Genomic DNA, 15,234 nt, shown 5'->3' with positions numbered 1-15,234 from the left:
TTACAGGTCGTATTCAGTTAGCCAGGCACGAAAGCGCTTGGCGTGCGGATAGCCAGCTTGCTCAGCCCGTTGTAGTAGGGTTAGTGCCTCAGCTTTGCGTTCCTCATTATATAAACGGGTCGCATACCAGGCCATAACCAGCGGGTCTTTACCTTGTTCCGCCACGTATTGTTCCCAGGTATTGAGCTTCAATGCCAGTTCGCGTTGCGCCGGTTCAAAGCCGCTTTCTGCTGCCCGCTTTAACCAGAAGTTGGCACTTAAGCCCAGTGGAACCGTAATTTGCCATTCGATAACCGCATTTTTCGATTTCATACCAAGGTGTTGTGAATAAACCCGGTAAGAGCCCGGCGGAGCGTCCTCGCCAAGGTCGGCTTTGATCTGGGCTAAGGCTGCTGAATCCAGCGTATCTGAGATTAACTCGCCTTGTTCAGTTTTGCTAAAACGTGCGTTGATTGGTTTGGCGAAGTAGCTCAGCATATCGTACCGCTGGTTAAACAACTCAAAGACGGGTAATTCCTTAGTGGGTAAAGCTTGCTCAAAGTTCAGACGGCTTTTACCGACCTGGATCTCTGCCAAATCCAGAAGCAGCGCTAATTGATATTGCGCCCAGGCTTCACCTGCCGTTGCCCGTTGCCACAGCTGATGTTGTTCGATCAGCAGCCGTAACGATTTAGTATGTACGGCATTTCCTTGTGGGATATCCGCGACTAAACGAGCGATTTGTTTGGTACCGGCCGGCTCGTAGCGGCGGCGCTGCATAAATTTGCTGGTGGAATCAACAAAATGCCCAGCCGGATGAGACGATACCGCTTCAGTGAACAGGACTTCACCGCGTTCATTGACCAGGGAAAAGACGGTAGCGCTGCCAAAATATTCCTTACTGCGCTCCCTGCGGTTAAGTATCAGGCCATTTTTTGGATCCGGTATCAACACCGGTTGCGCCCTGGGTTGGTATTCCCAGGGTTTAATCTGCATTCTGGTCGCAAGCTGGCTACTGAGTTCGGTTGCGGCCTGAATTTGTGCTGGTGTCAGTTGTTTGAGCAGTTCCTGCTGTGCGGGCTGCGGTGTACCGTCCTGGATTTTGGCGGCCAGCTGATAGTAAGCCAGAGCCGTAACCGGGTCTACCGGTTGCCCTAAACCCTGTTCAGCCATCACGGCCAGTAAGACCGCCGCCCACTCATTGCCGAATGCTAACAGTTGTTGTAACTGATTGTGCGCCGCCGCAAAATCACCACGTTCAAGCAGTGGATTAACGTGCCACCAGTTTACACCGTTGTCAGTGCCAGTAATTTCCGGCAGGCCATCCACCAGAAAAGCGTTGTACGTTGTACTAATGGCGCTATTTGCGATGTCCCTTAATCGGGTCATATCGCGAAACTGAAAGCCGGTTGGCATGCCGGTACCGAGAGGTTGACCGGTTGGTACTTGTTCAGACATCGGCCGTTGCTGAGCGAACACCGCACTACAAGCAAAGACAATCACTAAAAAGGTAGCGAAGCGCATATAACTCCTGGTGACTTATTACTATCATTATTGCCATGCCGCTCCGGGGTGGCAGTTCACCAGTCTACAATCAGCTTGCAGAGTACGCCAGCACCCAGTTAATAAACAATTCGGTGCCGGTTTTTAGTGCCTTTTCATCGGCATAAAAGTAGGGCGAGTGGTTGGCTGGCGCCTTGGCCGGATCCTGGCCCTCTGGGGTGATACCCAAAAATACAAACAGGCCCGGCGTTTCCAGCGCATAGTAGGAGAAATCTTCGGCGCCGGTAACCAGCTGACCTTCCTGCACCTTATCCTGACCAGCGACCTGCTGCAGAATAGGCAGCGAGCGGCTGGTTAGCTCCGGATCATTCAATGTTACCGGGTAACCCTCTTCAATTTTTACTTCGGCCGTGGCGCCGGTTGCGGCAGCACTGGCTTCGGCTGCCTGCTTTAACAGGCCAAAAATTTGCTGGCGAATGCCTAAATCAAAGTTACGGATAGTGCCTTCCAGATAAACCTCATCCGGAATAATATTATTGCGCACCCCGCCTTCAACAATACCAAAGCTTAGTACGGCCGGGGCGCGGGTAATATTAATCTGCCGGCTGACAATGGTTTGTACGTTATTGATGATTTGCGCTGCCGCAACGATAGGATCCACGCCACCCCAGGGCGCGGAGCCATGGGTTTGTTTTCCCTTAACGCGGATTTCAAAGCGATCCGACGAGGCCATTAGCGGCCCTTTGCGATACTGCACCACACCGGTATTGGCCGCTGACCAGACATGAATACCAAAGATCGCCTCCGGCTTATGTTTAGCAAACAGGCCCTGCTTTAACATCAGTGCCGCGCCGCCTTCTTCACCGGCTGGTGCGCCTTCTTCGGCCGGCTGGAAAATAAACATCACCTTGCCGGTAAGCTGCGCTTTATGCTGTACCAGATATTCGGCGGCGCCCATCAGCATGGCGACGTGTAAGTCATGGCCGCAGGCATGCATCACACCCACTTCTTTGCCACGATATTCGCCTTTTGCAGTCGAGCGAAACGGCAGATCAGTCAGTTCTGTAACCGGCAGTGCATCCATATCGGCGCGTAGTGCCAGCAACGGCCCCGGTTTACCGCTATCCAAAATGGCCACGACACCGGTATGAGCGATGCCGGTTTGTACCTCTAACCCCAGCTTGCGCAAGTGATCTTCGACCACCTTAGCAGTGCGGAACTCGCGGTTACTGAGCTCAGGATACTGGTGCAGATCGCGTCGCCAGTTGATCACCTGTTGCTCCAGCTGCGGACTGATGCGCAGCACCTCGGCAGCATGGCTGTTATTCAGGCTTAACAGGCTACCGGCAAATAAGGCAGCAGCAATAAAGGTCAGTTTCATGGTCAGGCTCCGCGGCAAGGCTGGCAAAATAGTTAAGCTTCACTATGCGCAAACCTGGCTAATAAATCCAGTGTCTGCTCAATATCGCCGCGGCTGATATCCAAATGACACACCCAGCGCATGCGTTTGAACTGACTGCTGGCATTAGCGTAGTTACTGGCGGTTAGCTGAACCTGATGCTGCGCCAAAAAGTGCTGTAACGCATCGGCCAGCGCCAGCGGCAGTTCAGTAAACAGGATATTGGTTTGTACCGGCAATACCCTGAGCTGGCCGGCAAAGCGGCCTTGCTGGCTTAACGCCTGTAAGCCTTCCGCCAGCAAGCGGGCATTGGCATGATCCTCAGCCAGCCGCTCGATATTATGTTGCAGCGCATACAGGCCGGCTGCGGTAATCACGCCGGTCTGGCGCATGCCGCCGCCCAGCATTTTGCGAATGCGCCGTGCACGCTGAATAAAGTCGGCAGAGCCTAATAACAAGGAGCCAACCGGTGCGCCCAGACCTTTGGATAAACAAATGGAGACTGAGTCATAACCCTGACAAAGTGCCCGGGCCATCGCCTGCGGGCTAAGCTGATGATTGGGCGCCAGTGCGACTGCCGCATTAAATAGCCGGGCTCCATCAATATGACATTGTAAATTATTCGCTTTGGCTAAGGCGACGACCTGTTGCATATAACTAAGCGGCAGCACTTTGCCACCGACAGTATTCTCAATCACAATCAGCCGTGTACGGGCAAAATGCGGGTCGTCTGGTTTAATCGCATCCTGAATATCCTGTAGCGCCAGAGTGCCATTGTCCTGCAGCGCCAGCGGTTGCGGCTGAATCGAGCCCAGCACCGCCATACCGCCACCTTCCCATTTATAGGTGTGCCACTGCTGGCCGACAATGGCTTCATCGCCACGCTGGCAATGGCTCATCAGCGCAATCAGATTGGTCTGGGTGCCGCTCGGTGCAAATAGCGCTGCGTCAAAACCCAGCATCTTAGCGGCATAGTCTTGTAGGGCCAGCGTCGTGGGGTCATCATTAAAAACATCATCGCCCAGCGCGGCGTGAAACATCGCCTCTTTCATGGCATGGCTGGGGCGGGTTACGGTATCACTGCGAAAATCAGGCATCGGCACGGCTCTCAATCGAACAACACTGGCACTTAAGCTAATTTACTGGCAGGCTAAACACAAGCAGGCTGCGGCCATCAGTAGTGGGCTAACGGCAAAGGTGGAGTAGGAGTAAAATAAGCGTGCATTTTTATCAACCGGCACAGGGTCATGGCCTGGCCCATGATCCGCTAAACAGCATTATTGCCCCGCGACCGATTGGCTGGATTTCCAGTATCAGCGCCGCGGGGCAGGTTAATCTGGCGCCGTACAGCTTTTTTAATTTGTTTAATTACAGCCCACCGATTATTGGCTTTGCCAGCACCGGCTGGAAAGATTCGGTACAGAATATCCAGCAAAGCGGCGAGTTTTGCTGGAATCTGGTTAGCCGGCCGCTGGCGGCGGCGATGAATCAAACCAGTGCGACAGTACCGGCTGAGGTCAACGAATTTGAACTGGCTGGCCTGACGATGGCTGCGTCGCGTTTAGTCCGGCCGCCGCAGGTCGCAGAAAGCCTGGTGCGCTTTGAATGTAAACTCAGCCAGTTGTTGCCACTCAAGGCCGCCGATGGTCGCGAGTTACCCACCTGGCTGGTGTTAGGCGAAGTGATAGGGGTGCATATTGCACCGCAACTGCTGGTTAATGGCGTCTTTGATACGCTGGCGGCCGATCCACTGTTGCGCGGCGGTGGCCCGGGCGAGTACTTTACGCTCAGTGCCAGCCAGAAAATGACCTTGCTCAGACCACAAGTTTAAAGGACAGCAGAATGACAATACGCTATTTGCTTTGTGTACTTGGTTTTGCCGGCAGTGTTGGCGTTTGGGCCAATGCCAACCCGCCAGCCGCGCTGCCAGATCTGGCGCAGCTGGTGCCGGCGGCGTTGCAGCAGTTTGATACACCCGGTATGGCCATCGCGGTGGTAAAGGATGGTCAGGTGTTGCATCTGGCGGGCTTTGGTGAGCGCGATCTGGCAATGGGCGCCCTGGTCGATAGTGACACCTATTTTCGGCTGGCGTCGGTCAGTAAGGCCTTTACTGCCGCTTCAGTGGCGATTCTGGTCGATGAAGGCAAGCTGAGCTGGGATGACAAGGTGGTGCAGTATTTACCGCAGTTTCGGCTGCAGGATCCCTGGGTAACAGCTGAATTTACCATTCGCGATTTGTTAAGTCAGCGCAGCGGCCTCGCCGGGGCTGCCGGCGACAGCATGATTTGGCCTGAGCCCAGTGGCTTTAGCCGCGAAGAAGTGGTGCATAATCTGCGTTATCTGACGCCGGTCAGTAGCTTCCGGACTCAGTATGCGTACAGCAATGTGCTCTATATTACGGCTGCCGAGCTGGTGGCGAAAGTGGCTGGCGAACCCTGGCAGGATTTTGTCGCCAAACGCATTTTTGCGCCGTTAAATATGCAGTGTTTTGCCGGAGAACAGCCAGCTAATCTCTTAGAAAACGTCGCTCAGCCATATCGCTTTAGCGCCGAAGAAGGCTTTGTCACGATCCCGCGTAATGCCATTGACGGCAAGATGCTGATGTCGGCCGCCGCCGGCGGTATTGTTTGCCGTGCCAGCGATCTGGTGCCCTGGTTGCAGTTCTTGCTGGCGCAGTATCAGGGTAAGGCCGCTGCGGGCGCGCCCTTTAGTCAGACGCAGTTGCTGCAAATGTGGGCGCCGCAAACTCTGATGGCGGTGGGCAGTAATGACCGCGAGCTGGATCAGGTTAATTTTGCCGCCTATGGTCTGGGCTGGCGCATGGCTGATATGCATGGCGTTAAAGTGGTGCATCATACCGGCACCTTGTCTGGTTTTCAGGCGCATCTGGTATTGGTGCCGGAGCAGCAGCTGGGTTTTGTGGTGCTGAACAATGGTTCGAATAGTGGTGCCCGTCAGGCGGTGGTGCAAAGCCTGTTAAAGCATTATCTGGCGCCTGACCAGCAACAGGACTGGGTGGCGTTTTATGCCGCGCAGCAACAGCGGGCGGCGGGTCGGCCGGCCGCGGCACAACCTGTTGGTACCGGCGAGGTACTGCTGGCGCTGCAGGAGTATGCTGGCAACTATATCGACAACTGGTTTGGTGGCATGCTGATTGCTCAGGACGCGCAGGGGTTAAGCCTGCAATCGGCGCGAATGATTAATCTGCAAGGTCGGCTGGAACCTTTTGCCGATCATAGCTTTATCGTGCGATGGACTGATCCTAATGTCGCCGGGCCGGCGTTAATCCACTTTCAGTTGAATAACCGCCGTCAGGTTACCGGCTTTACGCTGGAACCCTATGCGGCTGAGCCGGGTGAGCGGCATAGCTATCGTGATATGCGCTTTCGGCGCCGGTAACACTAAAATAACCGGGCGGCGATGAGCTGCCCTGGTCCGCTCTGAATGGCTTACCTCCAGTTTTTTAAAGTGGCGTCCGCATCTTGCCACTTATCGTGTTTTTTACTGCTTTTAGCTTAATTTTGCCGCAATTTCTCTGGTCGGTTGATCGCAGATGTTGTATTAACGTAAATTGCTAACCGGAGGTGGAAACAGTGTTCAGAATTTTCATTAGCATGCTGTTGTGCTGCTGTATCAGTACCGCAGTCTGGGCGCACAGCAGTGGCTGGCACGAAAGTAAGCACATCAGGGCTGAGCTGGTCAGCGAGTATCAGCAAGTGATGCCGGGGCAAAAACTGCTGTTGGCGTTGCATTTTATTCCAGATGAACACTGGCATACCTATTGGCAAAACCCCGGTGACTCGGGCTTACCTACCAGTATTAGCTGGCAGTTACCCGAAGGCGTGAGCACCGGCCCTATCCAGTGGCCGACACCGCAGGCGTTTTCTATTCCACCGCTAATGAACTACGGTTTCGCTGGTTCGACTATCCTGCTGACAGAATTAACAATACCACTCGATTATACCGACAGCAGCCTGCCGATTAAGGCCAAGGTTGATTGGTTGGTCTGTGAGGAAATTTGTATCCCGGCAGATGCCGAATTGCAGCTAGAGCTGACAGTGGGTTCAGCGGCAGTACTTTTTGATAGTGCGACTGCGCTGGTCGCCCGGGGTAAAAGCAGCCAGCCGTTGCCATTAGCGGTACGCGGCAGCTTTGATACTGCCGGCGGCAGCTTCTCTGCGGCGGTTAGCGGTTTGCCGGATGTCGATTTTCAACAGTTTTTTGTCGCCGCCACTGAGCTGGTGGATCATGCTGCACCCCAACAACTGGTATTCAGCGAAGGGGAGTGGTTACTGCGGCAAAACCTGAATACCTATTTTACCCGTGCAGCGGACAGTTTTGAGTTGGTGCTGGTCAGTGGTAATGGCCAGGGCTACAGCTTGCTGTTAGAGGCGGTAGCTGAAAGCAGCCCTGCCGCTGCGGCGGAAAGCACTAGCCTGTGGCTGGTTCTGCTGATGGCTGCCGCCGGCGGTCTGATTCTAAATCTGATGCCTTGCGTATTTCCGGTGCTGTCACTCAAAGCGTTAAGTATCGCCGCAAATAGCGGTCAGCGTGCTGAGCAACGCCGTGATGCGCTCTGGTACACGCTAGGCGTGGTACTGAGTTTTGTCAGTTTGGCGCTGTTATTACTGGCACTGCGCGCGGCCGGTTCGGCAGTGGGCTGGGGCTTTCAGTTACAAAGCCCCTGGCTGGTGGCTTTATTGGCGTATTTGCTGTTTGCCCTGGGCTTAAGTTTATCCGGCGTGGTGCAGTTTGGCCTTGGTCTGATGAGTGCCGGTAGCGGTTTAACCCAGAGCAAGGGCGCCAAAGGCAGCTTCTTTACCGGTGTGCTGGCCGTGGTAGTTGCCAGCCCCTGTACTGCGCCCTTTATGGGCGGGGCTTTAGGTTATGCCGTAACCCAGCCGCCGTTACTGGCACTGCTGGTATTTGTTGCTTTAGGGCTGGGGATGGCGCTGCCATTCTTACTGCTGGCCTATTTGCCGGCATTAGCGCAGGCACTGCCCAAACCCGGTGCCTGGATGGATACGCTTAAGCAGCTGCTGGCGTTTCCGTTGTATTTAAGTGCAGTATGGCTGGTTTGGGTATTTGGTCGCCAGGCGGGTATCGATGCGGTTGCTGTGCTGCTTTGCGGTATGGTGGCAATCGCCGCTGCCTGCTGGTTATACGGTAGTTGGCAATTTAGCCGCGCCGGTTGGAGCAGACCGCTGTTGGCGGCGCTGCTACTGTTATTGTCAGTTGCTGTGTTACGTCTGGTGCCAGACAGCACCGCGCCGGTAACGACTGCAACGGACGCACATTGGCAAGCCTGGAGCCCGGATAAACTGGCGCAGCTGAGACAAAGCGGCAAACCAGTATTGGTGAATATGACCGCCGATTGGTGCATTACCTGTCTGGTCAATGAGCGGGTGGCGCTGAACACCGACAGCAGTAAGGCTGCGCTGGCGCTGTATGATGTGACCTATTTAAAAGGCGACTGGACCCGTCGCGACGCTGAGATCACCGCTTATCTACATCAGTACCAGCGTGATGGCGTGCCCTTATATGTGCTGTATTGGCCAGGGCAAACGCCGGAAGTGTTACCGCAGATTTTAACGCCGGATACGCTCCGGCAAACCTTAGAGCGACTCAGTAGTCAGTAAGGTCGCCCGTTTTTAACGCAACAGGAGTCTAAGATGAAGAAAATGAAATTGTTAGCACTGGCCGCGGCCGCGGTCTTTGCCGGTAGTCTGGCGGCAGCACCACAGGTAGGACAACCCGCTCCGGCTTTTACCGTAAAAGATTCCGCTGGTCAGGTACATAGCCTGCAGGATTTCGCCGGTAAGAATGTGGTGCTGGAGTGGACCAATCACGATTGCCCGTTTGTGGTAAAACACTATCAGGGCAATATGCAGCAACTGCAACAAGATCTGACATCGCAAGACGTGGTATGGCTGAGTGTGATCTCCTCGGCACCGGGTAAGCAGGGCCATGTAAATCAGGCAAAATCTGACGAGCTGACCAGCAGCCGTGGCGCTGCGCCAACCGCGGTCATTTTCGATGAAGATGGCGTAATGGGTAAAGCCTATGACGCCCGCACCACACCGCATATGTATGTGATTGATAAGAATGGTGTGCTGCAGTATATGGGCGGTATTGATAGCATTCCGTCGGCCAAGGTCGAAGATATCGCCAAAGCCACCCCGTATTTTGCCAATGCCGCTAAGGCCGTGTTAGCAGGCCAGGCGCCGGATCCGGCAGTAACCCGCCCTTATGGATGCAGCATTAAATACTAAGGCTGTGCGCTGGCTGCGACCTGATACAGGCGCAGCCACGCTGTTTTAGTCTGGTTTGGGCAGCAAGGTTAAGCCGTTGTCGGCAAAGGCCTGCTGCATCGCCGGTTGTTGCATAATCTGGCATACCCACTGGTAGAGCGCGTCCATTTTTAACGGATGCGCTGGATCCAGCAGCAGTTGTAGTTGGTAACTTTGGTCGACCCGGTCGGAGACAAGCAGGGCTTTCTGATACTGTGGGTAAGACTTTAAATACTGTTTGATAAAGGAGCGGGTTACAATAGCGGTGTCGGTGCGCTGTTTTAACACTAATTCGACACTGGCCAGGTGGTCTGTTACCGGGATCATCAGATACTGGTTCGCCAGGATGTCAGGATCGGTTTCATAGTTAGCGATACGGTAGTGATAACCCAGAATACCGGCTTTGCTCTTTTGGCTCAGATCTGCAAACCATTGCTGCGATTGCGCCTGACTCTGCAGGGCAATAAAAACCTCGTCATCCTGGGCAAAGGCCGGAGATGCCTGCATCATCAGCCCTTTCTTTTGCCAGCCCCAGTTTTCGTCTTCAAAAAAAATTGCATCAAACAGACCCTGTTGAAAGTCCTGATGCCGGCGTACCGGTGTGGTGAGTACTAATTCAAAGTGATATTGCTGCTGTAGTTGATTCAGTTCTGCAATCAATTGCACCGTTAAACCGCTGGCCTGCTGCTGTTGCAGTTGCAAATAAGGTGGGAATTCATAGGCGCCAACCCACACCGGAATGCTCGCCAGAGCCTGTGGCAAGGCCAGGATTAACACTGTCAGTAATAGCAGTAACTTCATAGGACTGTCCTGTTAACCCGATACATAACACTATTGTCGGCTTTGCTATTGGTACTATGGTTAAAAACAGTACAGTCGTCAACTGTATGGCACGAGGCCAACCAGCAACTGGCGGCCTTTTGTCCTTAACTAACACCTAGTCGGTTTGTAACGCAGTGATCGGATCCAGCTCAGAGGCCTTGATCGCCGGATAGACGCCAAAGGCGATACCAATCAGCGCACAAATGCTAAAGCTCAGCACTATCGCCGGTAGCGACCAGGACACCGCCCAGCCGGAATAGAAGGCAATTAACTCCGACAGCACTATGCCAAACAGAATACCGGCGATACCACCGACAATGGCAATGGTAAAGCTCTCGGCCACGAACTGCAGTTTAATATCCCGCTTGGTCGCGCCAATGGCCCGCAGCAAACCAATTTCTTTGGTCCGCTCCAGTACGGTCGCCAGCATAATATTCATAATACCGATGCCACCGACCAGTAGTGAAATACCGGCGACACAGGACATGACGATATTAAAAATTTTCTGGGTTTGTTCTTGCTGCGCCAGCAATGCCGCCGGTACCACAATCCGAAAATCATCAATATCATTATGGCGTTGCAACAGCAGATGATTCAGGGCGCGGGCTATCATAGCAGTATTAGCACCCTCAGCCAGCTGCAGCCGGAAGGAGCTGAGTTCGGCATCCAGCGGAATACTGCGAAAACGGTTACGGGCGGTTTGCAGCGGCATAAACAACTGGTTCTGTTCACCGCCGAGTTTAATACCCTGAAACTCATTCTGGCCGGTATAGGGCTCGGCCAGCACACCAATTACCTGCAACCAGACATGGTTAACTTTCACATTTTTGCCGAGCGCATCACCGTCCGGAAACAGACTGGCCGCCATCTGCGAGCCCAGAATAGCAACCTGGGCCGCATACAGATCTTCCAGCTCGGTAAAGTTGCGTCCGGCCGCCAGCGGCAGGCTGCTTAGTTCCAGATAGCTGGGTAAAACGCCAATCGCTACCCCTTCGCTTTTGCCGCTATGGCTGATAATGGCATAGGTTTCCAACTGCCGCTCGGCACTATGGCCGGTAATGCCGGGCAGGGTACTGACCGCCGCTTGCAGATCACTCTGGCTCAGGCCAAGGGAATGTTTGCGGTGTTCCAGCAGGGTTTTCTCATCAAAGCTTTTACTCTCGACGATAATATTGCGCAGGCCCATGGTTTCGATGGTTTTTAAGGCTTCACGCTCTGCGCCTTCGCCAATATTCAGCATCGCGATCACCGCACCAACACCAAAGATCATGCCCAGTAAGGTAAGAAAGGTTCGTAACTTATGCTGCGCCAGTTCGGCCAGCGTATCTTTAAGCATCGCACTGTGCTGCATATTAATTCTCCGGTGCCAGCAGGCTGATCCGATCGCCTGCGCTGAGGCCGGCAGTAATTTCGGTATGGGTCAGGCTCTTCGCGCCCAGGCTGACATGCTGGCGAACCAGTTTGCCTGCTTGTTGTTTCCAAACGTACTGCCCTTGTTCGTCGCTAAATACCGCCTGCAGTGGCACGGTTAGAACCTCGGATAAACGATTGGCCAGGATCTCGGCTCTGACCTTGGCACCGGGCAGGAAAAAGCTTTGCTGGCTGTCGGGGGCGACGATCACTTCAATATAGCGCCTTGGGTCGCGTCGCTCGCGGGACTGCGCTACCTGGCCAACACTGACAATTTTACCGGACAGCAGCTGCTCCGGCCGGGCCGTCAGCCGAAAGCTAACGCTTTGCTCCACCGCCAGACCGACGGCTTCCTGCTCAATAATTTGCAGCTTCAGGTGTTGCAGGCTCAGATCGGGGATGCTGCCCAGCTTTTCGCCAGGGAACACCATGCGACCGACTTCTGGCTTTTCACCGCGCCAGTTGCTGTCGTAAAGCAGAATACCGCTGTGTGGTGCCCGGATCTCCAGCGCTGACAAGCCGGTTTCGGCCTGTTCTAACAAGCTTTGCTGCTGGCCTTTTTGCAGTTGCAGCAAGTCCAGTTCACCCTGCGAGCGGGCGGCAAAGCTGTGCTGTTGCCAGTTAAGATAGGCTTGCTTTTCGCCAAGAAATTCTTTGTTTTGCAGCGAATCGAGAATTTCCAACCGCGAACGGATTTGAATATCATCAATACTAAAGCGATCAGCAAAGGCAAACTCCTGCTGCACCAGCCGTTGGTCCAGACCGATATTCGCCAGCTCAGCCGCTTGTTGGGTACCTTTAAATTGTTGATCAGAAAGCACTGCCGCCAGAGAATTACTGGCATCACGGCGGCTGCGCTCCAGTTGGGTGGCGTCAAAGCGGATCACCAGATCGCCGGGTTGAATACTGCTGTACTCCGGCGCCAACTCAGCGATAAAACGCGGGCCCCGGGTATTTTGGGGCGCATTAATACTGATGGAATTTACCGCAAACAGCTCACCTTCGGCACTGATGCGATGTTCCAGTTCACCGCTGCTGACTTTAAGCAAGGGCTGGGTTTGTGCCGGATCAGAGCAGCCCACAAGTAGTAGGGCACTCATCGCAACGCTAACAATAAAACCTGAGAGTAACCGCATTAGTTCGCTCCCTGCGACAGACGAATAACCAGGCGGGCACTCATACCCGGCCGCATAATACTTAAGTCCGGCTCATCCAGTTTAATACTGGCATCAACCACCCGGCTCAGATTTTCGGCGGATCTATTCCGCACCGCCTTACCCAGATCAGTCAGCACCCCGCTAAAGTTACGCTCGGGATAGGCGTCCAGCGTAATTTGTACTGTCAAACCAGGCTGCAGATATTTCAGGTCAATTTCATCAATTTCTGTTTTGATATAAAGGCTGTCGAGTTGACTGACCTCGGCAATAGGTTGTCCGAATTGTACGGTATCGCCTACTGACGATTTCTCGCCATTATAGTCAGGCAAATACACCATAATGCCGGCATAGGGGGCTTTGATTTGTAACGAAGCAAACTCTGCCTGCAGTTGCTGTACTTCGGCAGTCAGGCGGGCAATTTTTGATGAGATAATCTGCTTTTCTGCTTCGCGTTGCTGCTGATGAAAATCCAGCCGGCGCTGCGCCAGCTGGTATTGGCTTTTCGCCAGCGTAAAGTCAATTTGTGCTTTACGGCGGTCGTTCTCAGAGCGGGAATGATCGACGATTTCGGCTTTGCGCTGTTCCCGGTCATGATCGTTTTTACGTTCTGCCAGTTGCAGCTTCAGCTCTTCATAGCGCTGCTCATCAGTAGTCAGGCGGTTTGCCAGCTCCTGCTGGGCGCTTTTCAGTTCAATGCTTTTATTGCGCAGATCATCCTGAATACTCTGGCCGTCAAAGCCTACCACCGGCATCCCGGCTTCTAACATGGCGCCCTCGGGTGCCATTTCGCGGATATTGTACTGCCACATCCGGGCAACACTGGGTGGCGACACTGTAAAGTAGGTCGCTGCCGCCAGCTGACCGGTTGCACGCACCTGTTGACGCTGTTGCTGTTGCGTCACCTCATCGCCGGGCTTGCTGCAGGCGGTCAGGCCGCACAAGCTCAGACTGAATAAACTGATAGTAAAGATAGCGGGCAGCTTCATTAGCGGGCTTCCAGTAATAACCCCATGCCCAGCATAGGTTGATTGATCGGAAAGCGCTCAGCAGTAAATTTGGCGCGGTAATAGAGGGCATTGCCCCAGGCCTGGCGCTTTTCACCCTGGCCGGCCAGTTGCTGTAACGACAGGGTAAAGGGCTGCTCCGGAGCAATATCAAAGCGTGCTTCAATTTGTTTGGCTTGCTGCAGCCGCGCGACATCGACTTCGTGCACCCAGGCTTCAACATAGAGCCCTTGTTTTTCCGTGACCTCGGCAATTTGCCAACCCGGCTGTGCGGTGACGCCGGCGAATAACTTAGTGCGGTACCAGGGATGCAGGCTGTAACTGATGGCGCCATCCCGTTCGGCATAAACGCTCATATTCTGTAAGTTTTTCTCGGCCTCAGCCAGGTCTGCTGTCGCTTTATCAATCACCAGCTGCTGCTTGTAGAGCGCGTTTTGCTGCTCCTTGCGCGCGGTAACCAGGGTTTCGCCGGCTTTTTTCAGTTCGGTGCGCGCCCGTTGCTGGGTAAGCTGGTTATTTTCATAATCGTACAAACTTAAATTGGCCTTAGGCACAGCGGCATCGATATCGGCCTTTTCCAGCAGTAACTGCCGCCGCTCCAGTTCATACTCGGCTTCCAGCACCTTTAAGGCGTGCTGGCTTTCCAGTTGTTTATACTGTTCCTGCGCACTAATCAGGGATGTTTTCAGGCGTTCGATATTGGCTTGAATAGTACCGGCATCGAATACCGCGACCAGGTCGCCGGCCTGTACGGCTTCATTTTCCGGTTTTAGCCACTGCACCTGAATACGCCAGGTGTCGCTCATCGGCGCCACGATATTTTGCCGGTATTCCGATACCAGGTTGCCGGTTAACAGCAGCGGTAATGGCTGATCGGCTTGCTGACTGAGTGCCAGCGCAAAGACAAAACTCAGACTGAACATCCGCTATCCTCCAGGATCTGGCCATCGCGCATTCGGATCACCCGTTGCGCATAGGCAGCGATATCATCCTCATGCGTCACCATCACCACCGTATTGCCCTGGCGGTGTAACTCGGTTAACAGCTGCATAATTTCGACTGAGGTTTTACTGTCGAGGTTGCCTGTTGGCTCGTCGGCAAAGATCACCTTGGGGTTATTGATTAGCGCCCGTGCTATCGCTACCCGCTGGCGCTGGCCGCCAGACATCTCGGCCGGTTTATGGTGCATACGATGACCCAGACCAACCTGCTGTAACAAGGTTTCGGCCCGTTGTAATGCCTGCTCAGCCGGCGTAGCGGTATAGCGCAGTGGTAGCGCCACGTTCTCGGCCGCGCTAAGGCGTGGTAACAGGTGAAAAGACTGGAAAATAAAACCGATATGCTGATTACGCATGGCGGAGAGGGCAGCGTCATCCAGTTGGCTGACATCGGCACCGGCTAACTGATAGCTGCCGCTACTTGGCGTATCCAGGCAGCCAAGAATATTCATCAGTGTCGATTTGCCGGAGCCGGAGCTGCCCATAATGGCAACAAATTCGTTTTCAGCAATTTGCAGACTGACATCCCGTAACGCCTGCACCTGGGTATCGCCACTACCAAACACTTTGTTTAATGCCGAGGCAGAAATCATCGTCATCCCTGTTGTAATAGTTTATTAACAACAGTCTGCCATAGCCGGGCCTGCTACGACCAGTAAGGCCGCCGCGAAA

At 53.9% G+C, this 15,234-nt stretch carries 13 protein-coding genes; 4 read left to right on the top strand and 9 right to left on the bottom strand.

The window, feature by feature from the left end; genetic code table 11:
* The 3 genes from A9165_RS03430 to ltaE form a co-directional block, all read right to left on the bottom strand.
* Window positions 1-1,503 (bottom strand): SEL1-like repeat protein, encoded by a 1,503-nt coding sequence (locus tag A9165_RS03430; RefSeq protein ID WP_065954902.1) that lies wholly within the window; start codon window positions 1,501-1,503, stop codon window positions 1-3.
* Window positions 1,504-1,573: 70 nt separating this feature from the next.
* Window positions 1,574-2,863, bottom strand: coding sequence for an amidohydrolase (locus tag A9165_RS03425; RefSeq protein ID WP_065954901.1), 1,290 nt, complete (start codon window positions 2,861-2,863; stop codon window positions 1,574-1,576).
* 32 nt (window positions 2,864-2,895) lie between these two features.
* Window positions 2,896-3,978 (bottom strand): low-specificity L-threonine aldolase, encoded by a 1,083-nt coding sequence (ltaE, locus tag A9165_RS03420; protein WP_065954900.1) that lies wholly within the window; start codon window positions 3,976-3,978, stop codon window positions 2,896-2,898.
* A gap of 122 nt (window positions 3,979-4,100) precedes the next feature.
* Here ltaE and A9165_RS03415 point away from each other — a divergent pair, with 122 nt between their 5' ends.
* The 4 genes from A9165_RS03415 to A9165_RS03400 all read left to right on the top strand — a co-directional run bounded on the left by A9165_RS03415 (window position 4,101) and on the right by A9165_RS03400 (window position 9,153).
* Window positions 4,101-4,712 carry a flavin reductase family protein gene (locus A9165_RS03415; RefSeq protein WP_008950680.1) on the top strand — a complete coding sequence of 204 codons (612 nt, stop codon included), beginning with the start codon at window positions 4,101-4,103 and terminating at the stop codon, window positions 4,710-4,712.
* An 11-nt stretch (window positions 4,713-4,723) separates the two neighbouring features.
* On the top strand, window positions 4,724-6,280 hold the full coding sequence (locus A9165_RS03410; protein WP_065954899.1) for a serine hydrolase: 1,557 nt from the start codon (window positions 4,724-4,726) through the stop codon (window positions 6,278-6,280).
* Between the two features lie 194 nt (window positions 6,281-6,474).
* On the top strand, window positions 6,475-8,520 hold the full coding sequence (locus A9165_RS03405; protein WP_255365629.1) for a protein-disulfide reductase DsbD: 2,046 nt from the start codon (window positions 6,475-6,477) through the stop codon (window positions 8,518-8,520).
* Between the two features lie 33 nt (window positions 8,521-8,553).
* Complete coding sequence (locus A9165_RS03400) at window positions 8,554-9,153, top strand: redoxin domain-containing protein (RefSeq protein ID WP_065954897.1); 600 nt, start codon at window positions 8,554-8,556, stop codon at window positions 9,151-9,153.
* 45 nt (window positions 9,154-9,198) lie between these two features.
* On the opposite strand, the gene A9165_RS03395 is transcribed toward A9165_RS03400, so the two are convergent.
* From A9165_RS03395 to A9165_RS03370, 6 genes are all read right to left on the bottom strand, one after another.
* Window positions 9,199-9,972, bottom strand: coding sequence for an amino acid ABC transporter substrate-binding protein (locus A9165_RS03395; protein ID WP_065954896.1), 774 nt, complete (start codon window positions 9,970-9,972; stop codon window positions 9,199-9,201).
* A gap of 136 nt (window positions 9,973-10,108) precedes the next feature.
* Window positions 10,109-11,344 (bottom strand): ABC transporter permease, encoded by a 1,236-nt coding sequence (locus A9165_RS03390; RefSeq protein WP_065954895.1) that lies wholly within the window; start codon window positions 11,342-11,344, stop codon window positions 10,109-10,111.
* Window position 11,345: 1 nt separating this feature from the next.
* Window positions 11,346-12,539: an efflux RND transporter periplasmic adaptor subunit gene (locus tag A9165_RS03385; RefSeq protein ID WP_065954894.1), complete on the bottom strand. Its 1,194-nt coding sequence runs from the start codon at window positions 12,537-12,539 to the stop codon at window positions 11,346-11,348.
* Window positions 12,539-13,546, bottom strand: a complete 1,008-nt coding sequence (locus A9165_RS03380; RefSeq protein ID WP_141686132.1) for an HlyD family secretion protein — start codon at window positions 13,544-13,546, stop codon at window positions 12,539-12,541. The genes A9165_RS03385 and A9165_RS03380 overlap by 1 nt, the downstream gene beginning before the upstream one ends.
* On the bottom strand, window positions 13,546-14,487 hold the full coding sequence (locus A9165_RS03375; protein WP_065954893.1) for an HlyD family secretion protein: 942 nt from the start codon (window positions 14,485-14,487) through the stop codon (window positions 13,546-13,548). The genes A9165_RS03380 and A9165_RS03375 overlap by 1 nt, the downstream gene beginning before the upstream one ends.
* On the bottom strand, window positions 14,475-15,155 hold the full coding sequence (locus tag A9165_RS03370; RefSeq protein ID WP_008985121.1) for an ABC transporter ATP-binding protein: 681 nt from the start codon (window positions 15,153-15,155) through the stop codon (window positions 14,475-14,477). The genes A9165_RS03375 and A9165_RS03370 overlap by 13 nt, the downstream gene beginning before the upstream one ends.
* Between the last annotated feature and the right edge of the window lie 79 nt (window positions 15,156-15,234).

This window comes from Alishewanella sp. HH-ZS, from assembly GCF_001704375.1.
GTDB lineage: Bacteria > Pseudomonadota > Gammaproteobacteria > Enterobacterales > Alteromonadaceae > Alishewanella > Alishewanella aestuarii.
This window is presented reverse-complemented; position numbering and strand designations above follow the sequence as displayed.